The sequence below is a fragment of the Agarivorans sp. QJM3NY_25 genome (assembly GCF_050870875.2).
Lineage (GTDB): Bacteria > Pseudomonadota > Gammaproteobacteria > Enterobacterales > Celerinatantimonadaceae > Agarivorans.
In genome coordinates this window covers 1,522,494-1,548,513 of the sequence record NZ_CP194041.2, presented here as the reverse complement: position 1 = coordinate 1,548,513, position 26,020 = coordinate 1,522,494, and the positions used below count along the sequence as shown (strand labels likewise).

Annotated in this window: 28 protein-coding genes; 7 read left to right on the top strand and 21 right to left on the bottom strand. The window is 45.6% G+C overall.

What is annotated here, in order from left to right; genetic code table 11:
- Window positions 1-129 precede the first annotated feature (129 nt).
- The 9 genes from iscX to trmJ all read right to left on the bottom strand — a co-directional run bounded on the left by iscX (window position 130) and on the right by trmJ (window position 6,375).
- Window positions 130-330, bottom strand: a complete 201-nt coding sequence (iscX, locus tag ACRRSW_RS07150) for a Fe-S cluster assembly protein IscX (protein ID WP_432453892.1) — start codon at window positions 328-330, stop codon at window positions 130-132.
- A gap of 10 nt (window positions 331-340) precedes the next feature.
- Window positions 341-679, bottom strand: coding sequence for an ISC system 2Fe-2S type ferredoxin (gene fdx / locus ACRRSW_RS07145; protein ID WP_432453893.1), 339 nt, complete (start codon window positions 677-679; stop codon window positions 341-343).
- Between the two features lies 1 nt (window position 680).
- Complete coding sequence (gene hscA / locus ACRRSW_RS07140) at window positions 681-2,534, bottom strand: Fe-S protein assembly chaperone HscA (RefSeq protein WP_432453894.1); 1,854 nt, start codon at window positions 2,532-2,534, stop codon at window positions 681-683.
- A gap of 5 nt (window positions 2,535-2,539) precedes the next feature.
- Window positions 2,540-3,058, bottom strand: a complete 519-nt coding sequence (gene hscB, locus ACRRSW_RS07135) for a co-chaperone HscB (protein WP_432458984.1) — start codon at window positions 3,056-3,058, stop codon at window positions 2,540-2,542.
- Between the two features lie 12 nt (window positions 3,059-3,070).
- Window positions 3,071-3,394: an iron-sulfur cluster assembly protein IscA gene (gene iscA, locus ACRRSW_RS07130; protein ID WP_432453896.1), complete on the bottom strand. Its 324-nt coding sequence runs from the start codon at window positions 3,392-3,394 to the stop codon at window positions 3,071-3,073.
- Between the two features lie 17 nt (window positions 3,395-3,411).
- Complete coding sequence (gene iscU / locus ACRRSW_RS07125) at window positions 3,412-3,795, bottom strand: Fe-S cluster assembly scaffold IscU (protein WP_432453897.1); 384 nt, start codon at window positions 3,793-3,795, stop codon at window positions 3,412-3,414.
- Window positions 3,796-3,826: 31 nt separating this feature from the next.
- On the bottom strand, window positions 3,827-5,041 hold the full coding sequence (locus ACRRSW_RS07120; RefSeq protein WP_432453898.1) for an IscS subfamily cysteine desulfurase: 1,215 nt from the start codon (window positions 5,039-5,041) through the stop codon (window positions 3,827-3,829).
- A 36-nt stretch (window positions 5,042-5,077) separates the two neighbouring features.
- Window positions 5,078-5,551 carry a Fe-S cluster assembly transcriptional regulator IscR gene (gene iscR / locus ACRRSW_RS07115; RefSeq protein WP_432453899.1) on the bottom strand — a complete coding sequence of 158 codons (474 nt, stop codon included), beginning with the start codon at window positions 5,549-5,551 and terminating at the stop codon, window positions 5,078-5,080.
- An 89-nt stretch (window positions 5,552-5,640) separates the two neighbouring features.
- Complete coding sequence (gene trmJ / locus ACRRSW_RS07110; protein ID WP_432458983.1) at window positions 5,641-6,375, bottom strand: tRNA (cytosine(32)/uridine(32)-2'-O)-methyltransferase TrmJ; 735 nt, start codon at window positions 6,373-6,375, stop codon at window positions 5,641-5,643.
- A 181-nt stretch (window positions 6,376-6,556) separates the two neighbouring features.
- On the opposite strand from trmJ, the gene suhB reads away from it, so the two are divergent.
- Window positions 6,557-7,360 carry an inositol-1-monophosphatase gene (gene suhB, locus ACRRSW_RS07105; RefSeq protein ID WP_432453901.1) on the top strand — a complete coding sequence of 268 codons (804 nt, stop codon included), beginning with the start codon at window positions 6,557-6,559 and terminating at the stop codon, window positions 7,358-7,360.
- Window positions 7,361-7,464: 104 nt separating this feature from the next.
- On the opposite strand, the gene ACRRSW_RS07100 is transcribed toward suhB, so the two are convergent.
- From ACRRSW_RS07100 to ACRRSW_RS07055, 10 genes are all read right to left on the bottom strand, one after another.
- A complete protein-coding gene (locus ACRRSW_RS07100; RefSeq protein WP_432453902.1) occupies window positions 7,465-7,833 on the bottom strand; it encodes a 2Fe-2S iron-sulfur cluster-binding protein in 369 nt (122 codons plus the stop codon).
- Window positions 7,834-8,592: 759 nt separating this feature from the next.
- The gene (locus ACRRSW_RS07095) at window positions 8,593-8,787 is read right to left on the bottom strand and encodes a hypothetical protein (RefSeq protein ID WP_432458982.1); all 195 of its coding nucleotides are present in this window, start codon (window positions 8,785-8,787) and stop codon (window positions 8,593-8,595) included.
- A gap of 1 nt (window position 8,788) precedes the next feature.
- Window positions 8,789-9,160 (bottom strand): rhodanese-like domain-containing protein, encoded by a 372-nt coding sequence (locus ACRRSW_RS07090; protein WP_432453904.1) that lies wholly within the window; start codon window positions 9,158-9,160, stop codon window positions 8,789-8,791.
- Window positions 9,161-9,203: 43 nt separating this feature from the next.
- The gene (gene secF, locus ACRRSW_RS07085) at window positions 9,204-10,154 is read right to left on the bottom strand and encodes a protein translocase subunit SecF (protein ID WP_432453905.1); all 951 of its coding nucleotides are present in this window, start codon (window positions 10,152-10,154) and stop codon (window positions 9,204-9,206) included.
- A gap of 10 nt (window positions 10,155-10,164) precedes the next feature.
- On the bottom strand, window positions 10,165-12,018 hold the full coding sequence (gene secD / locus ACRRSW_RS07080) for a protein translocase subunit SecD (protein ID WP_432458981.1): 1,854 nt from the start codon (window positions 12,016-12,018) through the stop codon (window positions 10,165-10,167).
- A gap of 28 nt (window positions 12,019-12,046) precedes the next feature.
- The gene (yajC, locus tag ACRRSW_RS07075) at window positions 12,047-12,385 is read right to left on the bottom strand and encodes a preprotein translocase subunit YajC (RefSeq protein ID WP_432453907.1); all 339 of its coding nucleotides are present in this window, start codon (window positions 12,383-12,385) and stop codon (window positions 12,047-12,049) included.
- A 102-nt stretch (window positions 12,386-12,487) separates the two neighbouring features.
- Window positions 12,488-13,612, bottom strand: coding sequence for a tRNA guanosine(34) transglycosylase Tgt (tgt, locus tag ACRRSW_RS07070; RefSeq protein WP_432453908.1), 1,125 nt, complete (start codon window positions 13,610-13,612; stop codon window positions 12,488-12,490).
- A gap of 42 nt (window positions 13,613-13,654) precedes the next feature.
- A complete protein-coding gene (gene queA / locus ACRRSW_RS07065; protein ID WP_432456194.1) occupies window positions 13,655-14,701 on the bottom strand; it encodes a tRNA preQ1(34) S-adenosylmethionine ribosyltransferase-isomerase QueA in 1,047 nt (348 codons plus the stop codon).
- 77 nt (window positions 14,702-14,778) lie between these two features.
- The gene (locus tag ACRRSW_RS07060) at window positions 14,779-15,744 is read right to left on the bottom strand and encodes a serine protease (RefSeq protein ID WP_432458980.1); all 966 of its coding nucleotides are present in this window, start codon (window positions 15,742-15,744) and stop codon (window positions 14,779-14,781) included.
- Window positions 15,745-15,754: 10 nt separating this feature from the next.
- A complete protein-coding gene (locus tag ACRRSW_RS07055) occupies window positions 15,755-16,417 on the bottom strand; it encodes a SanA/YdcF family protein (protein WP_432453910.1) in 663 nt (220 codons plus the stop codon).
- A gap of 169 nt (window positions 16,418-16,586) precedes the next feature.
- On the opposite strand from ACRRSW_RS07055, the gene ACRRSW_RS07050 reads away from it, so the two are divergent.
- Window positions 16,587-17,123 (top strand): cytochrome b, encoded by a 537-nt coding sequence (locus ACRRSW_RS07050; RefSeq protein WP_432453911.1) that lies wholly within the window; start codon window positions 16,587-16,589, stop codon window positions 17,121-17,123.
- A gap of 106 nt (window positions 17,124-17,229) precedes the next feature.
- Here the strand turns inward: ACRRSW_RS07050 and ACRRSW_RS07045 are convergent, their stop codons facing one another.
- Window positions 17,230-19,596, bottom strand: coding sequence for a helicase-related protein (locus tag ACRRSW_RS07045; RefSeq protein WP_432453912.1), 2,367 nt, complete (start codon window positions 19,594-19,596; stop codon window positions 17,230-17,232).
- Between the two features lie 329 nt (window positions 19,597-19,925).
- On the opposite strand from ACRRSW_RS07045, the gene ACRRSW_RS07040 reads away from it, so the two are divergent.
- Window positions 19,926-20,978 carry an aldo/keto reductase gene (locus ACRRSW_RS07040; protein WP_432453913.1) on the top strand — a complete coding sequence of 351 codons (1,053 nt, stop codon included), beginning with the start codon at window positions 19,926-19,928 and terminating at the stop codon, window positions 20,976-20,978.
- 114 nt (window positions 20,979-21,092) lie between these two features.
- Here ACRRSW_RS07040 and ACRRSW_RS07035 read toward each other — a convergent pair whose 3' ends face one another.
- Window positions 21,093-22,583 (bottom strand): DUF2867 domain-containing protein, encoded by a 1,491-nt coding sequence (locus ACRRSW_RS07035; protein WP_432453914.1) that lies wholly within the window; start codon window positions 22,581-22,583, stop codon window positions 21,093-21,095.
- A 256-nt stretch (window positions 22,584-22,839) separates the two neighbouring features.
- On the opposite strand from ACRRSW_RS07035, the gene ACRRSW_RS07030 reads away from it, so the two are divergent.
- From ACRRSW_RS07030 to ACRRSW_RS07015, 4 genes are all read left to right on the top strand, one after another.
- On the top strand, window positions 22,840-23,205 hold the full coding sequence (locus tag ACRRSW_RS07030) for a hypothetical protein (protein ID WP_432453915.1): 366 nt from the start codon (window positions 22,840-22,842) through the stop codon (window positions 23,203-23,205).
- 79 nt (window positions 23,206-23,284) lie between these two features.
- Window positions 23,285-23,941 carry a tRNA-uridine aminocarboxypropyltransferase gene (locus ACRRSW_RS07025; protein ID WP_432453916.1) on the top strand — a complete coding sequence of 219 codons (657 nt, stop codon included), beginning with the start codon at window positions 23,285-23,287 and terminating at the stop codon, window positions 23,939-23,941.
- 287 nt (window positions 23,942-24,228) lie between these two features.
- A complete protein-coding gene (locus tag ACRRSW_RS07020) occupies window positions 24,229-24,435 on the top strand; it encodes a cold-shock protein (RefSeq protein WP_432453917.1) in 207 nt (68 codons plus the stop codon).
- Window positions 24,436-25,001: 566 nt separating this feature from the next.
- Window positions 25,002-25,961, top strand: coding sequence for a GlxA family transcriptional regulator (locus tag ACRRSW_RS07015; protein WP_432458979.1), 960 nt, complete (start codon window positions 25,002-25,004; stop codon window positions 25,959-25,961).
- The last annotated feature ends 59 nt before the right edge of the window (window positions 25,962-26,020 follow it).

Sequence of the window (26,020 nt, the reverse complement as noted above, 5' to 3'; positions counted from 1 at the left end):
TAGCTTCCGGAACATCGGGAGTAACAAAGCAGAAATTGAAGTAATTGCTGGTTCTAATTACAAAATTTATAAGGTCGTTATTATCGATTTTAACCCGCAAACAGATCAGAGATTGACCTCAAATAGGTATTAATCTAGCTCTTCCATCCAAGCTAAAATGATCGCTTCCAATATACGCTCGTTGCTATGTTGAGGCTCATCAGCAAAATCTTCTAGCTGACAAACCCACTGATGTAAATCGGTGAACCTCACTTGTTTCGGATCTTGCTCGGGAAAGCGTTCGGCTAGCGCTATCGCAATATCTTGCGTATCTATCCATCGTAATCCCATAAGCGACTCCTTAGTGTTGTTCAGATACCATATTAATGGTGTATTTAGGGATTTCAACCACAAGGTCTTCATCGGCCACAACGGCCTGACAACCGAGTCGAGATTCTGGCTCAAGACCCCATGCCTTATCCAGCATGTCATCTTCTAACTCGTCACTTTCGTCGAGAGAATCAAAACCTTCACGCACAATTACATGACAGGTAGTACAGGCGCAGGATTTCTCACAAGCATGCTCAATATCAATACCATCACGCAGCGCAACGTCTAATACCGTTTCACCTGACTTGGCTTCTACAACCGCCCCTTCTGGACACAAGTCCGGATTGGGCAAGAAAATTACTTTAGGCATACTAAATCCTGTCTACTTGCTGGCCAGTTAAGGCCTGTTTAATCGAATCATTCATACGTCTTGCAGCAAAATCTTGGCTAATACTGTCAAGCTGTTTAATTGCCTGTTCTATATTTGCAACATCTTCTTTTTGGGCCACGACTTGTAAGTGCTGCATCGCTACTTGTATTTGTTGTCGTTCATCATCATTCAACAAGCGCTCGCCGCTTTCGCTTAAAGCGGCACTCATATCTTCAATAAAACGAGCCGCTTCCACCTGTTGTTCTCGTAGCATACGCATCGATAAGTCATGTTTGGCATGACTCACAGAGTCTTTGAGCATTTTAACGACTTGTTCGTCTTCCAAGCCATAAGATGGTTTCACCTCCACCGAAGATTGAACCCCGGTCGATTTCTCCATCGCTGTAACGGATAACAGGCCATCGGCATCCACTTGAAAAGTCACCCGAATGTGTGCCGCACCAGCGGCTAAAGGCGGGATCCCTTTTAAGTTAAATTTAGCTAATGAACGGCAATCATCAACCAGTTCACGCTCGCCCTGCACAACATGTACTGCCATCGCAGTTTGGCCATCTTTAAAGGTAGTAAACTCCTGCGCTCGGGCAACCGGAATGGTGGTATTACGCGGAATAACTTTCTCCACTAAGCCCCCCATCGTTTCTATCCCTAAAGATAAAGGCGTTACGTCCAATAACAATAACTCGTCATCTTTTTTATTGCCCACCAAAGTGTCCGCCTGAATCGCAGCACCAATGGCAACGACTTGATCGGGATCGATATTGGTCAGGGGTGTTCTACCAAAGAAATTAGCCACCTCACCCCGTACTTTAGGGACTCGAGTGGAACCACCAACCATCACCACATTGCTGACCTCCTCAAGCTCAACCTCGGCGTCACGTAAGGCACGGCGACAGGCGCGAATGGTGCGTTTCACCAGCTCACTAATTAGATCATCAAATTGCTCACGGCGCAGTATTCCCTGCCAGTTGAGCCCTTCAATCTGCAAACAAACTTCTGCTTCCGACTGATCACTTAAAGTTATTTTTAGTTGATTGGCAATCCGTGATAATTCACGTTGCAGCTGCGCCGATCTAAGCTGAGTTATCCCAGCTTGGCTAGCGATCCATTCGACTAAGGCATCATCAAAATCATCCCCGCCAAGCGCTGAATCGCCTCCAGTCGCCAAGACCTGAAATACCCCTTGCGATAAACGTAAGATAGAAATATCAAAAGTACCGCCACCTAAATCATAGATCGCAATAATGCCTTCATCACCGCTATCCAAACCATAAGCAATTGCGGCGGCGGTGGGTTCATTCAATAAGCGCAGAACATGTAAACCGGCAAGCTGTGCAGCGTCTTTTGTGCCCTGACGCTGGGCATCATCAAAATAGGCTGGAACCGTAATCACCACCCCATCGGGTTCGCCTTGCAGCGATTCTCGTGCGCGTTGCGCCAGCGACTTCAAAATTTCCGCGGAGACTTGCACCGGATCAACCACACCAGCCACCGTTTGTAACTGGGGAGAACTAGACTCGGCAAAGTGATAAGGTAAAGCTTGTTGCTCTACCTCTGCCAAACTTTTACCTAATAAACGCTTAACTGAAGTAATGGTGTTATACGGGTCGGTGACGGCTTGAGCTTTTGCCAACTTACCCACCTCAACGCTACTCGTCAGATACCGCACTACCGAAGGTAATAAAATATCTCCGGCATGGTCGGCTAAAGTCAGCGCTTTACCACTGCGAACAGTTGCAACTAATGAGTTTGTGGTACCTAAGTCAATGCCTACGGCTAACTTATGTTGATGAGGAACAGCCGATTGCCCAGGCTCTGCAATTTGTAGTAATGCCATAGTGACTAATAATCTAGGATCTTTTCTTCGAGTTGTAGCAACTGTTGTTGCAAACGTGCAAAAAACTTAAGTTTACGTACCAGATCGGCCGCCAACTCAAAATTCTGCTCATTGTAGGCTTTTTCAAAGCTCAAGCTCAAGTCACTTCGCTTTTGTTTCAGTAACTTACTTAAATCTTCGATGGCTTTTTCGGGATCACTGACAGTTTCAATTTCAGCTAACTGCTCACGCAGTTCAATCTGACTCATCAAAAACTCAATGTCATTAATGGTTTGTTGCTCACCCGCTATTTCAACGCCCTGCAAACTCAACAAATATTGTGCCCGCAATAAAGGGTCTTTTAAGGTTTGATAAGCATCGTTAATTTGAGTCGCCCGTTGCATTGCAAGGGCTTGCGCTTCAGCGTCATCAACCACAAACTTATCGGGATGAAACTTCTGTTGTAGCTCTCTATAACAAGCAGCTAAACCTTGCAGGTCTAGCTGATTTGAAGGCTTTAGAGAGAATATTTCGAAATAATTCATAGCGTATTCCATTTAAACGCTAAAGCTCTCTCCGCAGCCACATTCTCCGGATATATTGGGATTATTAAATACAAAGCCTTCATTTAAGCCTTCTTTAACAAAATCCAATTCAGTGCCATCAATGTAAAGTAAGCTCTTTTCGTCAACAATCACATTCACGCCATGGCTTTGGAAAACTTTGTCGTCTTCAGCTAACTGGTCAACAAACTCCAAAATGTAAGCCATTCCTGAACATCCTGAGGTTTTCACGCCTAAGCGCACCCCTTTACCGACACCTCGATTACCCAAGAACTGACTCACGTGGCTTGCTGCAGCTTCGGTTAATGATACAGCCATACTGGCTCCTTTATCGATTAAGCGTTTTTCTTTTTATAATCGGCTATCGCCGCTTTGATAGCATCTTCCGCTAAAATAGAACAGTGGATTTTCACTGGCGGTAAGGCTAACTCTTCTGCGATATCAGTATTCTTCAGCGTTTCTGCTTCAGCTAAACTTTTGCCCTTTACCCACTCTGTTACCAATGAGCTTGACGCAATCGCTGAACCACAGCCATAAGTTTTGAAACGCGCGTCTTCAATAATACCACTATCACTCACTTTTAATTGTAGTTTCATCACGTCACCACAAGCAGGTGCCCCAACCATACCTGTACCGATATGATTGTCCTCTTTGTCTTCGAAAGCACCAACATTTCTTGGGTTTTCGTAATGATCGATTACCTTTTCACTATAAGCCATGATATTTCTCCAAATCCGTTAATGATTGTGCTTAGTGGTGTGCCCACTCGACCTGACTCAGGTCTACTCCGTCTTTAAACATGTCCCAAAGTGGAGACATATCGCGGAGACGCCCAATTCCTTCATTAATTACTTTCACTGCATAATCTATTTCTTCTTCGGTCGTGAAACGGCCAAAGGAAAAACGAATCGAGCTGTGGGCTAATTCATCATCAAGGCCTAGCGCTCGAAGTACATAAGAGGGCTCTAAGCTTGCTGAAGTACATGCTGAACCTGAAGATACCGCCAAATCTTTCAAGGCCATAATCAATGATTCGCCTTCTACATACGCAAAACTCACGTTTAAGTTACCAACCACTCGCTGCTCAAAATCACCGTTGATGTAGGTTTCTTCGATATCTTTAATACCAGCCCAGAAACGGTCTCTTAGTGCATGAAGATGTTCTTCATCTTTAGCCATTTCTCGTTTGGCAATCGCAAACGCTTCCCCCATACCGACTATTTGATGAGTTGGTAAGGTGCCTGAGCGCATACCACGTTCATGACCACCGCCATGCATTTGTGCTTCTAAGCGGATCCGTGGTTTACGTTGAACATACAAGGCACCAATGCCCTTTGGTCCATAAACCTTATGCGCCGAAAAAGACATCATATCCACTGGTAAAGCTTGCAGGTTAATGTCAATTTTACCCGCACTTTGGGCCGCATCAACATGGAATAAAATCTTACGAGAACGGCACAACTCACCAATGGCCTGAATGTCTTGAATAACACCGATTTCATTATTAACATGCATGATGCTGACTAATACCGTGTCATCACGCATCGCATCGTTTAACTTCGACAAATCAATAATGCCATTACTTTCTGGTTCTAGATAAGTAAGCTCAAAACCTTCTCGCTCTAGCTGACGACATGTATCTAGCACAGCCTTATGTTCTGTTTTACAGGTAATAACGTGCTTGCCCTTTTTACTATAGAAGTGTGCAGCACCTTTAATGGCAAGGTTATTTGATTCGGTCGCACCAGAGGTAAACACAATCTCACGAGGGTCGGCATTCACCAGTTCGGCGACTTGGTTACGCGCAATATCGACAGCCTCTTCAGCCTGCCAACCAAATCGATGGGAACGAGATGCGGGATTACCGTATACGCCATCGACACTTAGGTACTGCATCATCTTTTCAGCAACTCGAGGATCGACGGGAGTGGTTGCTGAATAATCAAGATAAATTGGCAATTTCATTAAAGTTCTCCATTACAACTCGGCGCAAGCCAAGCCTCATAAACTAATTTGTATGGTATTGGTATCAACATGTTTGGATTGGTCTTGACTAAGCGCCAGATTGGCGATTTGCCGTTCTCGCATTAATCCACCTAAACTGATGTTATCCAGAAAATCGGCGATACGCTCACTCAGATCATTCCAAAGCGAGTGGGTTAAACAGGGTTTCCCCCCTTTACAGTCAGCAGTGCCTAAACAACGAGTCGCATCAATCGACTCATCCACGGCATGGATCACCATCCCAACAGCAATGTCATCGGCATCCATCCCTAAACGATAACCACCGCCAGGACCCCGCACGCTGCTCACTAAACCTTGTTTGCGTAACTTTGAAAAAAGCTGTTCCAAATAAGACAAAGAAATCCCTTGCCTCTCAGAAATATCAGCCAAAGAAACCGGACCATCTTCCATATGCAGAGCAACGTCTAGCATCGCTGTAACAGCATATCGTCCCTTAGACGTTAAGCGCATAATCAACCTATTTATCGCGTGAACTTGCGCACAATCTTTTCATACCCTACTGTTTTAGTCAAGTATAAAACCCTATGCATTACTCAGGTTTATTTTTCAGACTTAGGGATATGTTTATCGAACGAAGTCAAAATGCCACGCATCACATTAAGCTCTTGTTTTTCCATGCGAATGCGGTTAAACATTCGACGCACTTTCTCCATAACCTTGCCGGGGTGAGGCTTAATAATGAATCCACTGTCGGCGATACTTTGCTCAAAATGTTGATAAAATCGCTCTAAGTCATCGGCATGCGGGTAGTCCACAACAACATCGCTCGAAGTATAGGTATTTTGTAATTCTAGATGAGCCATTCTTACTTCATAACTGAGTAATTGTACTGCCATCGCCAAATTCAAAGAACTGTATTCGGGATTGGCTGGGACACAAACATGAAAATGGCACTGCTGTAACTCAGTGTTATTTAAGCCACTACTTTCTCGACCAAATACAATTGCCACTTGACCTTGCTGTGCTTCTGTTGCCAATTTAACTCCGGCTTCTCGTCCATCGACCATTGGCCAATCTAAAGTCCGAGAACGAGCACTTGCGCCAATGACTAACTGACAATCGGCAACGGCATCCGCTAATTCATCAACGATAGTGGTACCGCCCAGAACATCTGAAGCCCCAGCGGATAAGGCCACCGACTTACCATCAATTTCGGCTTGCGGGGCCACTAAATATAACTGACTGATCCCCATGGTTTTCATAGCTCTAGCTGCAGAACCAATATTACCACTATGGCTGGTGCCTACTAAAACCACTCGAACATTTTCCAACATTATGATTACTTCACCCTAAATTTGATGCCGCCGATTGTAACATAGCCTCTGTGTGAGCAGCCAGTAGCGGCTCTGTTGGAAAAAGTTCACCAACACGGTCTATAATCGATTGAGTTTGTTTCAGTGATTCTCTATAATCCGGCGGTTATTTAATGTTCTTTCTACAAATTGGTGGTAATTCATGCATGCTATGCTAAATATTGCGATTCGCGCTGCGCGAAACGCAGGCAAAGTCGTAACTCAAGCTTACGCACAGTTAGACAAAATAGAAACAACAACTAAAGGTGCTAACGACTACGTTACGAATGTTGATAAAGCGGCCGAAAAAACGATTATCGACACGCTACGTAACGCTTTCCCTGATCATTCGATCATTGCGGAAGAAAGCGGCGTAAGTACAGGCAAGGATGATGAATACCAGTGGGTCATCGACCCATTGGATGGAACCACCAATTTTATCAAAGGAATTCCTCACTTTTCCATTTCTATTGCACTACGTGTCCGCGGTAAAACCGAACACGGCGTCGTATATGATCCCCTGCGAAATGAGTTATTCGCGGCCTCTCGTGGTAAAGGTGCTCAACTGAATGGCTACCGCTTGCGGGTAAACAAAGCAAAAGATCTTGAAAACACCCTCATAGCTACTGGCTTTCCGTTTAAGCGCAAACACTACATTGAAAGTTATCTGCCGATGTTCGCCGCAATTTTCGCCGAATGCAGCGATATTCGCCGCACGGGTTCGGCAGCGCTTGATCTTGCCTATGTGGCTGCTGGCCGCCACGATGGTTTCTTCGAATTAAACCTAAAACCTTGGGACATCGCCGCAGGAGAGTTAATCGCTCGTGAAGCTGGCGCAATAGTGACAGACTTTGTTGGTAATACTGAATTTTACCAAAGCGGTAATGTCGTTTGTGCAAGTCCCAAGGTACTCAAACATATGTTGGCTTGCATTCGTCCTCATTTAACCGATGCAATTAAAGCTTAAACACATATCCGAGCAATAAAAACCAGTTGTTAATCACAACTGGTTTTTTTATATCCTTCAAACCGTTCGACCCACTGCCAAATCGCTTAGCAGCATCAGTAGCACTAAGCTCCTCCTGGTTCTCCGGTGAACTTCACCAATACATCTTCATCGGTCACTATCGCCTGACACGCTAAGCGATACTTTGGTGGCATATCGCTCACAGATGCACGTTCAGCATCTTTTTCAGATAGTTTACCAATACTCTTAAGCCCCTCCCGTTCTTTATCTGTCAACATAGCACCTTTAATATGATCACCATCTAAATGGGTCACTTCCACCAAACATGAGCCACAACGCCCATCTTTACATTCGTGGGGAATTTTCACCCCATGATCTTCCGCTAAACCTAGCAACGCATCACGCTTACCTGCAACCGCCGTTACTTTCTTGTTCTTACGCATCACCGGCGAAGAAAAATACACAGTAGCCATACAACATTCCTTGTAAGTAATTAAAAGACTGCTCATTTGAGTCCAATTAGATGCCCCCAAGCGACCATCGTCACCAGTGATGAGCGGCCCCTTACCGGCTGAGAGTGAAAATATACCTAGACTCCCTTCCAGATAGAACACAGCGCGTCATCACGCGATCGACATACTAGATGACAGTCATTTACGACCACATCCAGCTCCAATTGCGATTAAGCTAAAACGCTTATCCAGCAGTACTCAGCCAAGTCATTCAGACACATAAACCAGGTACTCAAATAGCCCTTCGCTCATTGCAAATGCTAAGCCAGTGGCGAATTTCGCGCACAGTTCAAGTGGTGTTTCGTAAAAATATAGAATTTGTATTTAAAACAACATCATAAAAATGCCATCGATAGGATGCGGGTCCCCACCAAAAGGATATTGATTGAGGCTTAATGTGGGACTCGCAAGAGGATTAGCTTCAAACAGACAAAATGCTCTAAAAACGACAATCCAGATGAATATAAATTGACAATATTAAAGTCTCGATGTCGGTAATAAATGCTAAAGCAGGTATCGGTACAACATTGTAAAAATAAGCCAAGGGAGGCAGCAGTAACATAAGATAATAACTTGGTTAAGCCTTACCGAAGCGATTTAACCAAGGTTATTTAGCTGAAATGAAAGAAAAGTATTTCGCGCGTCTAATCAGCATCTAAATCAAAACTATCACTACCCATCTCAACACGCTCTAACTGCAGCTCCAAAAAAGCGATACGCTTAACAAACTCGCCCAGCAGTGCATCTTTGATTTCCAGTAGTTCCAAGAACGGTCATTGGCTCGCGCCAGTCCGGGTGTTCCACCGCTAACTCAGCTTTCGCATAAGCCTGGTTGGCTTCGCTTTGATCAAAGTAATAATGAGTCTGTTCTGCAACATCAAAGGCATAAATCATGGTCGTCGCAAGCGCTGACATCTTATGACTCCTCTAAGGGATAATTCGCTTCTCGCCAACCGCGGATCCCGCCGTCCATAGAGATGACTTGGGTATACCCCATTTTGACCAAATTATCGGCACTTAAGGCCGAACGAAAACCGCCCCCACAGTAAATGACAATCATACTATCTAACTCGGGAATCACTTGCTCAATATCACGTTCCAAAATCCCTCGCCCCATGTATTGAGCTCCCGGAATGCGGCTTTTCTGCCATTCGTCCTGTTCACGATTATCAATCAAATGAAAAGCCAAACCTTGGTCGAGCCACTGCTTTACCTGATGCACATCACATTCTTTGATACGACGACGACAGTCATCGACCAAAGCTAAAAACCGCGGATTGTGAGCCATTTTTTCTCCTTAAAAAAAACCCGCCAGCGGCGGGTTTATGTGACTACATGATGGGGTCTTGGTCGGCGCCTTCTTTTTCTTCCAGCTCCTTAGGCATAAAGTCTTCTTTCTTAATTCCTAAGTACAAGGCCAGCGTACTAGCGACGTATATCGACGAGTGGGTACCAATAAACACACCAAATAACAATGCAGTAGCAAAGTTATGAATTAACGAACCGCCCAATACGAACAACGATATTAATACCATAATCGTGGTTAAAGAAGTTACGATGGTCCGATTAAAGGTTTGAGTCAGCGAAACATCAATAATTTCAACTGGATCACCCTTACGCAATTTACGGAAGTTCTCACGGATCCGATCCGATACCACGATGGTATCGTTCAGTGAGTAACCCACCACGGTTAATAAGGCCGCGATCACGGTTAGGTCAAACTCCAACTGCAAGAAGGAGAACAAACCTAAAGTAGCAATCACATCGTGTCCCAGCGCGAGTACTGCCCCCACAGCCATACGCCATTCAAAGCGCATTGCCACATAAAGCAAAATACAAGCCAGCGCAGCAATAATCGCCAAACCGCCTTGCTCAGCTAACTCTTTACCAACCGTTGGGCCAACGAACTCAATTCGGCGCATTTGCACCTGAGCATCAACCTGATCGCGCAGCAATCCCATGATACTGTCGCCTAAGTGCTGACTATCTAGACCTTCACGAGGCATCATTCGCAACAACACTTGGGTTTGCGAACCAAAGTACTGTGCCACAATGTCTGGATATCCGTTCTTGCTCATCACATCACGAACTAAGGGTAGATCGGCAGGCTGTTGAAACTCAACTTCAATCAACGTACCACCGGTGAAATCTAGCCCCCAATTGATTTTATTAATGGCTAAACTGGCCACCGATGCCACCATTAACAAAATGGTAAACCAAATAAATGGTTTGCGGTGCGCCATAAAGGGCACCGTGCCTTTGGGCTTAAATAAATAAAACACGTTGTTGCTCCTAGATAGACAGCTTGTCTATTTTCTTACCGCCCCAAATCCAGTTAACCACCACACGGGTGCCAACAATAGCAGTAAACATTGAAGTCGCAATACCAATAGCAAGTGTCACCGCGAAGCCTTTCACTGCACCCGTACCAATCGCAAACAAAATGATTGCGGTAATGAAGGTGGTAATATTGGCGTCAGAAATGGTTGATAAGGCATTACTGTAGCCATGATGAATCGCTTGCTGAGGACTACGTCCATCGGCTAATTCTTCACGAATACGCTCGAAGATCAATACATTGGCATCCACGGCCATACCTACGGTTAATACAATACCGGCCATACCAGGTAAGGTTAAAGTTGCCCCTGGGATCATCGACATAAAGCCAATAATCATGCCCACGTTGGCAATCAACGCAAAGTTGGCAACCAAACCAAACTTACGGTAATACAACGGCATAAACACCAACAAGGATATCAAACCACAGACAATTGCTAAGAAGCCTTTATCAATATTGTCCTGACCAAGGCTTGGCCCAACAGTACGTTCTTCAACAATTTGGATCGGAGCAATCAAGGCGCCTGCTCGCAATAACAAGGCTAGATTTTTAGCTTCTGCTGGTGAGTCAATGCCGGTGATCCGGAAGCTACGTCCTAAACGAGATTGGATAGTTGCAACGTTAATCACTTCTTCCTGACGTTTCAGTATTGACTTACCCTCTTCATCTTTCTTGCCTGTCGGCTTGTACTCGATGAATAACGTTGCCATAGATTGACCCACATTATCTTTAGTAAATGCGGCCATCTTGCTGCCACCTTGACTATCGAGGCTAATATTCACCTGAGGTCGACTGTATTCATCAAAGCCTGACTGTGCGCCAACAATATGATCGCCGGTGAGGATTACTTGGTTTTTTAGCACCACAGGTGAACCATCAACTCGTTTCGCCAATTGCGATCCTGGTGGCACTCGACCGACCATCGCATCACGAACATCAGCGTCTACGTTGACCATTCTGAATTCTAAAGTCGCTGTCGCACCCAAAATTTCTTTTGCGCGAGCAGTATCTTGAACACCAGGTAGCTGCACCACAATCCGATCGGAACCTTGACGTTGAACTTGCGGTTCAGCAACACCTAACTCGTTTACCCGGTTACGGATAATCGTGATGTTTTGCTGCAGCGCATATTCTCGAGTTTCTTTCAACTTCTGCTCGGTCATTTTCGCACTCAAACGAAACTGTTCACCCTCACTAATATCAGAGATTTGATACTCTTTATATTTGCGATTTAAGAAGCTAACGGCTTTATCCAAAGTGGCTTGATCGCGGAAACTAACCACCACAGCCTCACCTTGTGAACGAACCCCAGAATAACGTAATTTTTCGCCGCGAAGATCGGTACGAAAATCTTGAATCATTCCCTCTTGCGCCTTGCTAATGGCCGCTTTCATGTCCACTTCCATCAAAAAGTGCACACCACCACGTAAATCCAGACCGAGTTTAAGCGGTCCTGCACCAATGGCATCTAGCCAACCGGGTGTTGCAGGGGCAAGGTTTAGGGCAACAACATAATCTTCACCAAGCAAATCATGTAATAAACTCTTTACCTTAAGCTGGTCAGCATCGTTGCGCAAACGCACCAAAGCGAGTCCATTTTCAAAGCCAACAGAGCGAAAATCGATGGACTGCTGCGTAAGGTAATTTCGAATCTCATCTAGTTGGGCTAACTCAACTTGAGCGCCCCGAGTGCCTGATACTTGTACGGCAGGATCCTCACCGTATAAGTTTGGCATGGCGTAAAGAAAACCGATGGCGATCAAAACGATCACCATCCAATTCTTCCACCACGGGTATTTGTTTAACAAAATAATATCCCTAGTGACAAATTTGTAACTACAGAGATTTCAACGTGCCTTTTGGCAGAACCGCTGAAACAAAGTCGCGCTTAATGGTGACTGTAGTGTCATCACTTAAGCTCAGTTGCAGATAATCCGCCTCATCAGAAATCTTGATGATTTTACCGACCAAACCACCGGTAGTTAACACCTCATCACCCTTAGATAAGGAAGACATTAGGTTTTTATGTTCTTTTACACGCTTGGACTGTGGACGATAAATCATGAAATAGAAAATCACCGCAAAGATGACCATCATGAAAATTAATTCCATGCCACCACCAGCTGGTGATATGGCGCCGCCTTCGGCATATGCTGGAGAAATAAATAAGCTCATTGTTACCCTCATTACTAATTAAAAAAACTAAGATACAAAACAACTATCTTATTAAATGGAGACTGACCAAGCAAAAACAAGGCTTTACTGGTCAATCGAGCATTAATCAGCCAAAGGCGGGACTTCTCGACCCAACTTGGCGTAAAACGCGGCTACAAAATCGTCTAACTTACCGTCGGCTATCGCCTCACGTAAACCTTGCATCAAACGTTGGTAGTGACGCAAGTTATGAATGGTATTCAAACGAGCGCCAAGGATTTCATTACACTTATCTAAATGATGCAAGTAGGAACGAGAATAATTTTGACAGGTATAACAATCACACTCTTTATCTAAGGTACTGGTATCGTCACGATGGCGTGCATTACGGATCTTCACCACCCCGTCACTGGTGAAAAGATGACCATTGCGCGCATTACGTGTCGGCATAACACAGTCAAACATATCCACGCCACGGCGTACACCTTCCACCAAATCTTCGGGTTTACCAACCCCCATTAAATAACGAGGCTTATCTTCAGGAACCTTAACCGCAACATAATCAAGAATGCGGTGCATATCTTCTTTCGGTTCACCGACAGCTAAGCCGCCAATGGCATAACCGTCAAAACCGATCTGAGTCAAACCTTCCAAAGAAACATCGCGTAGATGCTCATAAACTCCACCCTGAATGATCCCAAACAAAGCATTTTTGTTGCCTAACTCATCATGACGCTGACGTGAACGAGCAGCCCAGCGTAACGACATTAACATCGACTTTTCGGCTTCATCTTCAGTCGCAGGATAAGGTGTACATTCATCAAAAATCATCACGATATCGGAACCTAAATCGTTTTGAATTTCCATAGACGTTTCAGGACTCAAAAAGATCTTTGCACCATTGACCGGGTTTCGAAAATGTACCCCTTCTTCGGTAATTTTTCGAATATCACCCAGACTAAAGACTTGGAAACCGCCGGAATCGGTCAAAATTGGCCCCTGCCAATTCATAAAGTCATGCAAGTCGCCATGCGCGCGCATCACCTCTTGTCCCGGACGCAACCACAAGTGAAAAGTATTGCCTAATAGGATTTCAGCGCCACTTTGTGATACTTCTTCAGGGGTCATACCTTTTACGGTACCATAAGTCCCTACAGGCATGAATGCTGGTGTTTCAACACTCCCCCGTTCAAACACTAAACGGCCACGGCGAGCTTTGCCGTCTTTTGCTAATAGCTGGTATTTCATTACTTGCCTCAAGGTCAGATAAACAGTCCGACTGTCGTTAAATTATGCTTCTTTACTGGTAATGAACATCGCATCACCATAGCTAAAGAAGCGGTATTGGTTATCGATAGCCGTCTGATAAGCTCGGCTAACGTTATCTTTGCCAGCGAAGGCTGACACCAACATGATTAAGGTTGACTCGGGTAAATGGAAATTGGTCACCATCGCATCCACTAGCTCAAATTGATAACCGGGGAAAATAAAAATATCGGTTTCTGCAGCGTAGGCTTGCAGGGCCTGCCCTTTAAGCTTTGCATCTTTAGCTGCACTTTCTAGAGAGCGTACCGAAGTGGTACCAACTGCAATCACCCGCCCTCCTCTTGCTTTAGTCGCAACAATTTTATCCACCACCGCTTGGCTCACTTCGGCATATTCAGAGTGCATCACATGCTGATCGATAGATTCAACTTTCACCGGCTGAAAAGTACCAGCCCCCACATGTAAAGTCACAAAGGCAGTATCAGCTCCTTTGGCTTTAATCTGTGCGAGTAAGTCTTCATCAAAATGTAATCCGGCGGTGGGGGCCGCAACCGCGCCCGGCTTTTCGTTATAAACCGTTTGATAGCGTTCCTTATCGGCATCTTCGTCAGGACGATCGATATAGGGGGGAAGCGGCATATGACCATGCTGTTCAAGTAATTCTAAGACCGTCGCTGAGTCATCAAAACGCAGTTCAAATAAAGCGCCGTGACGGGCCAACATCGTCGCATCAAAAGCATCCGCTAAACGTATTTCGCTGCCCGGTTTCGGCGATTTGGAAGCACGAACATGGGCTAATACTCGATGTTCATCAAGCACACGCTCTATAAGTACTTCTAGTTTGCCACCCGTCGCTTTCTGGCCAAACAAACGGGCAGGGATCACTCGGGTATTATTAAACACCAATAGATCATCAGCTTGAATATGCTCCAACAAATCTGGAAATTGTTGGTGTTGCACCTCGCCCGTTTGACCATTGAGACAAAGTAAACGACTATCTCGGCGTTGCTGTTTTGGGTAACGAGCAATCAGCTCATCGGGAAGGTCAAAAGAAAAATCGGCAACGCGCATCACAGGTACAACTCTTTGGCATGAATAATAATTTACAAGCCAAGGATTTTAGTGATTGCAGTCAGTAATAGCAAGGTTTAGCGCCGTGAATTAGTACCTAATCGCCCCCTCCTGAATAGCCAAAGCGGTAAGCTCAACACCAGCAACCAAGCTGCAGCACCTCCACCGCTACTATCAGACGAGGCATTAGGTGCTATCTCGGCACAAGCGATAGTAATATTATCCTGTTGGCTGAGAATATCGCTAATCCAACCACAAACACGCCCAATATCCGTATAAACGCCAGGGAGCCCCTGACAAGCGAGACTCCCCCAACTCACGATCCCGAGTAAACGATAGTCTTCTCCTTGATTAACAAATACCGGACCACCGCTATCCCCTGCGCAAGCATCCTGATCGGTGCCGTAGGCGCAAAACATTCGATCGGTTAATTTTGAGCTTCCCCAATAATTAGCACATTGTTGAGGGCTGATTAAACGCAAGTTACCTTGCTGCAATACATCAGGATATACCGGATGAAAAGGATCGGAATTAATTCTGCCAAAACCAATCACCGTCATAAAACTTCCCAGCATGGAACTCTCACTAAGCATATTTAGATTAATGATCGGGAATTCACCTTGTTGAAACTCCGACAGCCTTAACAAACTGATATCATAATCAAAATTGGGGCCATCCATGGTGGGACTAATATACTGAGGATGCTGATAAATTTCACTCACCGTCACCGACTGCGCATCGAGGGGAGTGGTTCGTAGCAATCCGCCTAACACCACCGTAACCTGTTCTGGCGCAACCTGGGCGTTGGGAGCATAAGACCGATAGGTACAATGCGCAGCCGTCACCACCCATGACTCTGCAATTAATACCCCGCCACACCGCACATTCCCTAAAAAGACCTGCGCCATCCACGGGTAAACTTGGGGAGCATCATAACCACCAACAATATAGGGGGTCACAATAGGAATAGAAGGTGATTCAAGTTTCGCTTGAACAGAAAAACTCACGCTAAACAACAAGACAACAAGCAACTTTTTAAGCATTGCACTGGTCCTAAAGTTCGGGGGTTGAGTCACCTCCGCGTAAGTTTACTGGTTCTGGGTCACCTAAGAAGTGGGGCTGGGTGTTAAATATATGTAAATCTATTAGAGCCTTGGCTCTAGCCAATACTTCTCGTAAACGCACTCGCCAATGAAACTCAGAAGGCGCATCATCCACCACATAGCCATAGGCTTCAATACCGTATTGATTTGCTATGTATAAAGCCCGTTCGACATGAAACTGCTGAGAAACAATAATCAAGGCTTGTTGCCCGAATACTTGTTTTGCCCGCACAACTGAGTCAAAGGTTCGAAAGCCTGCATAGTCCAAAGCTATATTCTCGCGTGGCACATTTAACCGCAACACATCGTTTAACATGGTAATAGGTTCATTATAGTAGCGGGTGGCATTATCGCCACTGAGGATCAATGCGCGCACTTTGTGGGTATGGTAGAGTTTTGCTGCCGCTTCCACACGAAACTGATAGTAGGTATTAAGCCGTTTACCTACATACTTACTGGTCCCAAGCACCAGAGCCACAGGCTCCGCTGGGAGCTGTTCCATGTCACGAAACCACTGACCGGCGACTTGCTTTGAAATATAACGGTCGATGACAACGAGACTTAGCAACATCGCTACGATAACCAGCAGCAATACGCCAAGAAATTGTTTCAATGTACATCTCCGCCCATAATTACAAGGTCAACCATGCTAGCACATGCTCAAGCATCGAATAAACATAAGCTTTTTGCTTTCGTCATGTTCCATATAACAAACAAGCCGCTTGACTCCCAAGTATTAATTGTTTATTAAATCAACAAACCGTCTCAAGGAAAAATAACTAATGAAGATAAAAAATAGCTCGAGCCATTTTGGTATGATATCAAAGCTATTTCATTGGCTTATGGCCGCATTATTTATAGCTCAAATTGGCATTGCTTTATACATGGACGAAATGCAGAGAGGTCCTGATAAATGGGAGATGATCGGTTTGCATAAGGCCATCGGCGTATTGCTATTGTTATGTGTGTTAGCGCGAATAGTGTGGCATAGAATCAGCGCAGCGCCTGTCCCTCTGGGGATGGGGTTAATGCTCAGCCTCGCCAAATTAGGTCACCACGCCTTGTATTTACTCATGTTAATCATGCCAATATCCGGCGTAATCATGTCCGTTTCAGGTGGACATAACATCAACTTTTTCGACTTTTTTACCATTAGTGGTTGGGCCGAAAAATCACCGACCATCAACAGTATTAGTGGGACCATCCATGAGGTTGCGGCAACCGTTTTATACTTAGTATTAGCGGCACATATATTAGCCGCCTTGTATCACCATTTTGTGGTCAAAGACGAGACGCTTAAGCGCATCACCTCCGGTTAAGCGGTATACCAAGATTCCCCAGCTGATTGACTCGCTCAATCGGCTGTATTGCCTTGGAAGCATCGACTAGCGCTTCACAACAAGCAGCGAATAACATGAATAAACCCTAAGTCAACGCAACGCGTTTACTGGCTTTTTGGTAAAACACCCGCCAGCCAGCCCAACTCGGCAACTCCCAGCGTTTAGGACCATCTTTACGTCGCCCCGCTTGATAGTGAAGCGTCACTCGCTTAACGCGAACCTCATATTCGACCTGCACACGAAGATCGGCTAAGCGTAGACTTTGAGGAAAAGCTTGTTCAAATGCTGCACGTTGCCATTCGGGGATCCCCGGAAAAGTGAGATCCTTAGCATCAATAAGACAAAGATCTTCGGCGCTCTCCAGTCCAAGTTGCTGTAAGTGTTCACTTAGCCAAAGCTCGGCATCAATGGGCTCACCGGAGCCACCGCCATTTTTTTCACCGAGACTCACCCATAAATTCCAGGCATCAACATCTTGTTGTAGACTCAGCTCAGTAAAAGACAACTCTTGCCGAGCTAAGATCCGTTTGGCAAGTGAGCGGCGATATTGTGCTGCCGTTAGCGCCAAATATTCAGACCCAATGAATCGACCAGCATAATAGCGCCGCATCAACTGTTGGCCTTGTCCGTCCAACTCACCGCTGGGCTTCAACTCGCCTAACTGATGCCGCATTAATTGTTGAATACTTACTGGCAACAAGCATAGGCCAATATTTGTCAGTTGCTTAAGTCCACGTCCCGGCGTGCTGTATTGATCTAACACCAATGCAGCCACCTGCTCATCATCAAATAAGCTTTCTCTAGCCACCTGTAATTCAGCATAACCATTGCCCATCGCCTGATGACGCTTAGCTCGGCGCACATAAGCCAGTTCACTGGCACCGCTTAATAAAGCCTCAATAATCAGCTCTCGACGATAAGGCCGAGCCTGTTTCAATTTGGCAAACCCCATCACGCTGCGTAGTTGTTCTGCCATTTCCTTCGCTTGCTTTAAGGCTTCAAGGTTCAGCTGTAACGCCTCGGGCCAAGAATGGCCACGCAACAAACTGATGGTTGCAGTCATATCACAAGCCAGCGGTTGCCACTGCTGTAATTGTTTCAAACCATGTTCCGTCTTGGGTTTCTGCCACAAACGACGATTGATGGTTAAAGCGGCAGTCAAATCAAGCATTGCTTCCTGTTCTGCCCCGCGCGGCATTAAATTAACCAGATAAGAAAAATAACTATCAATTGGTAAATTCATTAGTCGTTTGCCCAGCGAACTCAATTGACTATCACTCGCCAAAGCCTGCATTTTGGCTAAATTTTGGCTCGCGATCCGTAACGATTTATCCGGTAAAGCTTCTAGAAATGCTAACTGCGTGAGCGCTTTGCCACAACTCGCAGCAAACAGCATCGGTTCCAGCAGTTCTTCACGCTGCATCTGTGGTGGAGTGACCGCTTCAAAAGGTGCGTATTCGCCCCACAAACGATAACAATGACCCGAGCGCACCCGGCCAGCTCGACCACGACGCTGTTCACTACTGGCTCGTGAAATCCGCTCTAAGCTAAGCACCGTACGCCCTGCCCGCTGCTTGGTTCGCCGCTCTAAACCTGAATCAATCACCGTGCTAATCGCTGGAATGGTTAAACTTGTTTCGGCCACATTGGTGGCTAAGATCACCCGGCGTGCTCGCTCCCCATCAATTGCCGTTAGCAAGTACTGACGCTCTGAGGCGCTAATGGTGGCGTGCAAAGGTAAGATTTCGGCATCGATTCCCGACAAGCTGGTTTGACAGGCTTGAATTTCTGCGCGCCCCGGTAAAAACACCAAAATATCGCCGTCATCTTTAAGCATGGCTTGTTCAACACAAGCGCTTACTCGTTCGGTCAAATGCTGTAAGTCGGGTAAATGATGGGCTTGTTTGGCGATATAACTGAGCGACACGGGGTATTCGCGTCCACGGGCCTGTATCGCTTTAGCTCCCAAATAATCACATAATTTCGCGCCTTCCAAAGTCGCCGACGTCACGACGATCCGTAATGGTAAATCTTTCACTAAGGCGAGTAATAAATCACTATCCCAACGACGCTCATGAAACTCATCGATCATGATCACTGCATAATTGGCTAAGTTATTTTCTGCCAACCAATGCAAGGCAATACCCGGTGTCACATAGGCAATGTCGGTGGTCGAGGTCAGCGTGGAAGCAAAGCGAATGGCATAGCCAACTTCGGTAGTTCCCTGTTCTACACGCTCTTGCTGCGCCACATAAGCCGCCAGAGCTTCGCAAGCAATTCGTCTGGGCTGCACTACCAAAACTTTACCAAACTGACTCGCCCAACGAGGTAAACGAGTTGACTTCCCTGAACCAGTAGCCGCTTCCACCACCACATGATTATCCGCTAAATCCGATAAAAATTTCGACTTAATACTATCAATCGGTAACGATCTTGTTTCTGCCCGAACCACCAAACGCCCACATCTATCTACAACAAATAATGGCCAAATATTAACCCTAGCTCAGCTGACATACTAGTCCTAGAAAAGTCACGCTGGTTTTATGGACCATTTTCAGCTCCGCAAGAGATGAAGCTTGTTCATTCAAGCCTCAATGCCCTCCCCATCTAGGGTTGCCAGGCGTTGGCAAGACAAACTTGCTTGAATAAAACCGGTAAAAAAGACAATAAAATAAAACCTTCTGATAACACTTGATTGCTTTATCCAAAGTTCAGACTATTTTAATCACCCTCTGATACGGTAATATAATATTTAAGTACTTAGTTGATGTAGGAACATCCATGAATTTTTCGAAGCTAGGAAGTAGCAATTTATCGGTATCGCGAGTTTGCCTAGGCAGTATGACTTGGGGTGTACAAAACAACCAACAAGACGCAAATCAACAAATTGAATATGCTATCAGTCAAGGCGTGAATTTCATCGATACAGCCGAAATGTACGCCATCCCTCCAACCGCAGAGACCTACGGAAAAACCGAACAGATCATCGGCCAATGGCTCAAAGAAAATCCAAACCAGCGTAAAGATTTGATTATCGCGAGTAAGATTGCTGGGCCAGGTATTGAGTGGGTTCGCGACGGTGGGCCAATTAATGCAAAAGCCATTGAGCTCGCAGTTGACGCCTCCTTACAACGGCTCAATACCGATTACATTGATCTATACCAATTACATTGGCCAAATCGCTTAATGCCTCACTTTGGAAAACACTGGCCAAATCAAATCCAATTTACTCAGTTAGACGCGGCCGATCATCAAGCCCAAATGCTCGATATTTTACAAGGATTACAGCGTTGTATTGACGCTGGTAAAATTCGCCATTGTGGTCTATCCGACGACAGCACTTGGGGAATTAATACCTACCTTAAGTTGAGCGAAAGCCATAATTTACCGAGAATGGTATCCATTCAAAATGAGTTTAGCCTGCTACAAACCAAGGATTGGCCATATTTGATCGAGAACTGTGTGCATGAACAAATCGCCTATCTTCCCTGGTCCCCACTTTGTACAGGCTTACTCACTGGCAAATATGCCAATGGGCAGCGCCCTGAAGGGAGTCGCTGGTCACTAACTCAACGTAAGGGTCTATTCCGTAATACCAAGCTCTGCCACGAAGCGGTTGCTGAATATGTAGAGATTGCCAAGCAACATGGCTACACCCCAGCGCAACTCGCCTTGGCTTGGTGTGACCAAGTAGATGGAGTCACCTCTACCATTATTGGCGCAACCAACATGCAGCAATTGGAAGAAGATATTTTGGCCTTTTCGAAACCACTTAGCTCTCGGGCCTTAAGCGATATAGGTAAAGTGCTAACTCGCTACCCAGCCCCCTTCTAAGCACCAGCTTAAAACATCGGATTTGGACACCCCATAGGCAACCGCCAATGATTTCAGCGACGGTTGCTTATCACTAGGGCACTCGGTGTTCTGGTCTAAAGTTAAAATCTGTATTCAGCCAAAGCGGCCTTCATCGGTAGATCCTGAATGGATTTTCGATTTACGCAAGGCCGCTTCAATCTGCTCATTATTTTCCGCCAGCGAAGCCATTTTCTTAGTCATGCCATATAACAGCCATCGGTGCCAAGGGGCAAAGAAATACCAATAAACCAAACCCCAAAATCCTGCGGGATGCCAGTATAAGCCCACCTCTATACGGCTACGCTGACTATCTAGCGGCTCAATAGTAATTTGCATCCCACCACCACCGGGCGCTTTCATTCCGAAACCAAGCACCAAACAACGATTTTCTTCGGCGCTTAAGATAGTCCACGAGTCGACCCGCTCACCAACATTCAGATTTAAGTAATCAGTTCGGCCATGTTCTCTTCCGGGGCCGCCAAATATATAGTCGAACCACTCGCGTAAAGCCCACAGGCTATTCAAATAAAAATAGCGATGCTTACCGCCAAGTAGATTCACCACTTGCCAAATAGCTGACGGACTGGCGGCGGCAACAACCTGCTGTTTGGCTGACTTTGCGTAAAAACCATGCAAGGGAGAAAACTTTCGAAAAGTTGGCACACCATCTCGCCAACGACTTGGATAACAGAGCACCCGCTCTTCTTGAAGTACCTGAGCAATTGCCTGATCAACAGACAATAAATGTTGCGGGATTAAGCGCCGTAACTCATCGGGTTTCGCTTGCAACGGCTCAGCAAGCCCAGCAATCAGAGCCGTTGCCAATTCGCGCGATACCGAGGTAATCAAGCCTAAAGCCAGGCAAGCCAAACGGATCGGCAAGCCCGGTACAGCAATAATCTTGATCCGCGCCGCCAAAGCCTTGGCAATTTTTAACATTAACTGTCGATAAGTGAGCCATTCTGGACCCGCCGCATCCAGCACCTTACCTGCGGTCTCTGGCAACTCCGCCAAAGCTAATAAATAGTGTAATAAGTTACTCAAGGCAATCGGCGGCGTTAAGGTCTCAATCGCCCGAGGGACAAGCGCCACAGGCATATGTCCCACTAAATCCCGCATCACTTCAAAAGCCGCGGATCCTGGCGCAATAATGATCCCCGCTCGCAACTCAGTCACCGCAAGACCAGTGGACGCTAAGGCTTGGCCAGTCGCAATCCGCGCTAGCATGTGCTCTGATTTTGGTTTAGCCGATATTAAGCTACCCAAATAAATAATTCGCTTGACGCTAGCTTCTGAGGCCGCCTGGGCTAAATGCCTTGCCGCGCGAATCTCTCGATCGCTGTGACTTTGCCCATCACTCATGCCATGCATTAAGTAATAGACTAACTCGATGTCAAGCAAGGCCGAAGGCAAGCTATTGGCTTGTAGTAAATCTAAGGTGACGCGCTGACAGCTCAAATCAGACCAAGGCCAAGGTTTATTGGCATCACGAGAACTCACCCTCAGCTGGTGCCCCGCAGCAACTAAAGCCGGAACTAACTGGCGACCAACAGTACCAAAAGCACCAATCACTAAGATCCGCATCGTGATAACTCTCCATTAAACGACGACTGAGATATTGCCCTAATGCTTATCATAGCGCATTCAAACAACAGCGGATTGCACAAAATAGCGACGGGTCGGTTCCCCCTAGCCAAACCAGAAAGACTTAGAGTGAGAGCCAACGCTTACTTTCACAAAAACTGCGCTGGTAAATATAAATATATTGATTTAAATCAGTACTTTGAATAAAACAGCTATTCACAATCGCAACACCATTTTTAGCCAATAGAGTAATTGAATGACTTCTCATCCCCGTTTATTACTCAGCCCTTGCTGCCTTTGCTTACTCCTCAGTGCGATTCATTTTTATCAAGCACAGCAACTGATTTATGTATTGCTATGCGTATTGAGCTTATGCAGCGTCTTAGTAAAACATCCTATTTGCCTAAGGCTCAATCAGGCGGGCATGTTGCTATTGTGTGGCGAGTGGATCAACCGCGTCGTCCAAATCTACATTCAACGAGAAGACCTGCCTCAAGCATGGTTACAAATAGCGATTGTTGTTGGGGCTATCGGCCTCCTTCATTTCGTTTCAGCCTTATTATTTCAACATCACCGGATCCGACGTTACTTTGGTTATCCTCGACTTTATTTATTTCGCTAAGTCGATTTTGTGAACATAGTGCTTGGATTTAAGCTCGGTTATACTCGCCCCTTGATTGAATAACGTAGAGCCGCGTGTCGTGAACCGTTTCTTAAAATTGTATGCTGAGCGCAAAGCCGCAGCCACCACCCAATTTGTGGGCCGTGGTGCCCGCCGAGCCCGCTGTGCTATTTGCCAGCTGCCACAAACACATTGCTTCTGCGCACAAGCCAGATTACAGGCGAGCCAAAGTGGCTTCGCTCTGCTAATGCATAATAAAGAAGTGCTTCGGCCGAGCAATACTGGGCGATTTATCGCCGATGTGATCCCTGATACTTACGCTTTTATTTGGCAACGAACCGAAGCCTGTCAAGAGCTACTCACTCTTTGCCAACAAGTGCAATGGCAGCCCTATGTGGTTTTTCCTGCTCATTTTTGCCCACCAGAGCGAGTCAATTACCAACTCAGCTTGCCTCAAGGGGTAAAACCGCTGTTCATTATGCTCGATGGTAGCTGGCGAGAAGCACGGAAAATGTTTCACCAAAGTCCTTGGTTGGAACAATTTCCAGTGATATCGATTCATCCCAGTACAGCCTCAAACTATGGATTACGTTCTAGTTCAATCACAACACAATGGGCAACTGCGGAAGTGGCAGCTCAATTACTCGCCTTAAATGATGAAAGAGAAAACGCACAATATTTGGAACAGCGTTTTATTAAATTCACACAATTAACTTTGGCCGGAAGAAACCATTAGTTGAATGATTTCACTAACTTACTAAGAGTACATTTCAGTAAAAAACGCTCTAACATCCGCCCTAAAACGAGAAAATAGCCGAACGTTTCGTGAACTAGTTCACGCATTGAAAACGTTATCAAGCAAAACTTGATTTGCGGCAATTTGTCACTAGGCTTAGCCGCATTATTGTGTGTTATGATGACAGCGCTTATTTAGGTAGAGCATAAAATATACAAATTACAAGCCCTAATAATACTAAGCAAAATAAAAAATAGAGTATTATTTCAATTGTTTCAGGAGACACGATGTCTAAAAGCACTGGTACCGTTAAGTGGTTTAACGAAAAAAAAGGATTTGGTTTTATTTCCCAAGAATCTGGAGCTGATGTGTTCGTTCACTTCCGCGCGATTCTAGGAACAGGTTTTAAATCACTTGAAGAAGGCCAGAAAGTCGCATTTGACGTTGAAGACGGTCAAAAAGGCCCACAAGCGGCCAATGTTGAAGTTGTTTAAACAACTCTCAAGCGAAGCATAATCGTTGATTCGATTATGCTTTTTATTTACCGAATCAACTTACCTTTGACAAGCAACGCAATTTAACTCATTGAGTCAATATGGCTCCTTTCCTGAGTACCGCTTTATACCCCATCATGCGCTGTTTATACCAATCTGATTCATTACGTGATCAACTTATTGCATAGAATAAATTTGCCGGTAATCAGGTATGAAGTACCGTAACTAGAGGCTCTAATTACAAAATACATAACCCCGTTAGCGGTGATTTAAGCCAGCCACAATGAACAAATAATGAGTTAGATCGCTATGAGGCTCTAAACCTCAACGATCCCCCCCTAAGGCGCCGTTGCTTCGGCTCACCCAATGACACAGAATATATTTTAGCCACCGCATCAGTCGCATTGCTGGCACTGACTTGCTTCGCTAAAGACTGCTCACAACATCAGCGACTAAAGAAAAACCATCCTGCTAGACAAAACCAGCGCAAAACGTCTATATTTGTGTATTCATTCAAATAAGGACAAATCATTCGTGACTTTCTGATTATCGTCCCAGAAGGTGGAATGCTATTTGAATCCACCGGGATCGCCGATCTCTTGCAATGGGCAAATAGATTTCTCACCGATAGTGGCGGCGATATCGCTTATCAAGTCACAATCGCCACCACCCAGTCTCATCATGTTGTGCATGGTTATTCTGGACTCAAGCTACTCGCGAACACACGGCTAATTGACTTAGACCCGACCATCAAGCGCCATACAATTATGGTGACAGGGCGTGGGGGAATTGAACAAGAGCGTAGCATTATTGCCGATTGGTTAAGTCTTGCCGCTCCTAATGCCATACGCACCGCCTCTATTTGCGGAGGAGCGCTACTGCTTGCTCAAGCTGGACTCTTGGAGCATAGAAAGGCGACCACCCACTGGCGCCTAATTAATTTACTGGCAGAACAATACCCCAACGTCAGCGTAGAACGCGGACCAATGTTTGTTCAAGATGGTCCAGTCTGGACCTCGGCCGGAGTGACCGCTGGCTTTGATTTGACCCTAGCAATGATAGAACAAGATTGTGGCTACCACTTGGCAAGAGATGTTGCGCAAGAAATGGTGATGTTTTTACGCTGCCCCGGTGGGCAAGCCCAATTTAGTCGCTATCGCTTACCTGAGACACCCGAGCTTGGTCCAATCCGAGATCTACAAATTTGGATCCAGGAACACCTCAATCATGATCTATCGATAGAACGATTGGCTGACCGAGTCTCGATGAGTCCGCGTAACTTCGCCCGAGTATTTAGCAAGCAAACGGGCATCACCCCCGCAAAATACATTGAAGAAATCCGCTTGAACGCAGCCCGAGACAAACTTGAACAAAGCATGGATAGATTAGAGCGTATCGCCCAAGATACCGGATTGGGTAATAGCCTTAACTTACGACGGGTATTTGAACGGCATCTACAGGTTACGCCAAAAGCCTATCGTGAACGCTTCGCGATCCGCCAACCTTCAGCAGAGAATCTGTCTTAAATTGATTGTTTGTTGTCATTTATGACATCCGCATCCATATTAAAATTTTCCTCAATAAC

Coding starts and splice junctions, on each gene's coding strand:
- iscX (WP_432453892.1), bottom strand. CDS start 330: ATGGGATTACGATGGATAGATACGCAAGATATTGCGATAGCGCTAGCC.
- fdx (WP_432453893.1), bottom strand. CDS start 679: ATGCCTAAAGTAATTTTCTTGCCCAATCCGGACTTGTGTCCAGAAGGG.
- hscA (WP_432453894.1), bottom strand. CDS start 2,534: ATGGCATTACTACAAATTGCAGAGCCTGGGCAATCGGCTGTTCCTCAT.
- hscB (WP_432458984.1), bottom strand. CDS start 3,058: ATGAATTATTTCGAAATATTCTCTCTAAAGCCTTCAAATCAGCTAGAC.
- iscA (WP_432453896.1), bottom strand. CDS start 3,394: ATGGCTGTATCATTAACCGAAGCTGCAGCAAGCCACGTGAGTCAGTTC.
- iscU (WP_432453897.1), bottom strand. CDS start 3,795: ATGGCTTATAGTGAAAAGGTAATCGATCATTACGAAAACCCAAGAAAT.
- ACRRSW_RS07120 (WP_432453898.1), bottom strand. CDS start 5,041: ATGAAATTGCCAATTTATCTTGATTATTCAGCAACCACTCCCGTCGAT.
- iscR (WP_432453899.1), bottom strand. CDS start 5,551: ATGCGCTTAACGTCTAAGGGACGATATGCTGTTACAGCGATGCTAGAC.
- trmJ (WP_432458983.1), bottom strand. CDS start 6,375: ATGTTGGAAAATGTTCGAGTGGTTTTAGTAGGCACCAGCCATAGTGGT.
- suhB (WP_432453901.1), top strand. CDS start 6,557: ATGCATGCTATGCTAAATATTGCGATTCGCGCTGCGCGAAACGCAGGC.
- ACRRSW_RS07100 (WP_432453902.1), bottom strand. CDS start 7,833: ATGGCTACTGTGTATTTTTCTTCGCCGGTGATGCGTAAGAACAAGAAA.
- ACRRSW_RS07095 (WP_432458982.1), bottom strand. CDS start 8,787: ATGTCAGCGCTTGCGACGACCATGATTTATGCCTTTGATGTTGCAGAA.
- ACRRSW_RS07090 (WP_432453904.1), bottom strand. CDS start 9,160: ATGGCTCACAATCCGCGGTTTTTAGCTTTGGTCGATGACTGTCGTCGT.
- yajC (WP_432453907.1), bottom strand. CDS start 12,385: ATGAGCTTATTTATTTCTCCAGCATATGCCGAAGGCGGCGCCATATCA.
- tgt (WP_432453908.1), bottom strand. CDS start 13,612: ATGAAATACCAGCTATTAGCAAAAGACGGCAAAGCTCGCCGTGGCCGT.
- queA (WP_432456194.1), bottom strand. CDS start 14,701: ATGCGCGTTGCCGATTTTTCTTTTGACCTTCCCGATGAGCTGATTGCT.
- ACRRSW_RS07060 (WP_432458980.1), bottom strand. CDS start 15,744: ATGCTTAAAAAGTTGCTTGTTGTCTTGTTGTTTAGCGTGAGTTTTTCT.
- ACRRSW_RS07050 (WP_432453911.1), top strand. CDS start 16,587: ATGAAGATAAAAAATAGCTCGAGCCATTTTGGTATGATATCAAAGCTA.
- ACRRSW_RS07040 (WP_432453913.1), top strand. CDS start 19,926: ATGAATTTTTCGAAGCTAGGAAGTAGCAATTTATCGGTATCGCGAGTT.
- ACRRSW_RS07035 (WP_432453914.1), bottom strand. CDS start 22,583: ATGCGGATCTTAGTGATTGGTGCTTTTGGTACTGTTGGTCGCCAGTTA.
- ACRRSW_RS07030 (WP_432453915.1), top strand. CDS start 22,840: ATGACTTCTCATCCCCGTTTATTACTCAGCCCTTGCTGCCTTTGCTTA.
- ACRRSW_RS07020 (WP_432453917.1), top strand. CDS start 24,229: ATGTCTAAAAGCACTGGTACCGTTAAGTGGTTTAACGAAAAAAAAGGA.
- ACRRSW_RS07015 (WP_432458979.1), top strand. CDS start 25,002: ATGCTATTTGAATCCACCGGGATCGCCGATCTCTTGCAATGGGCAAAT.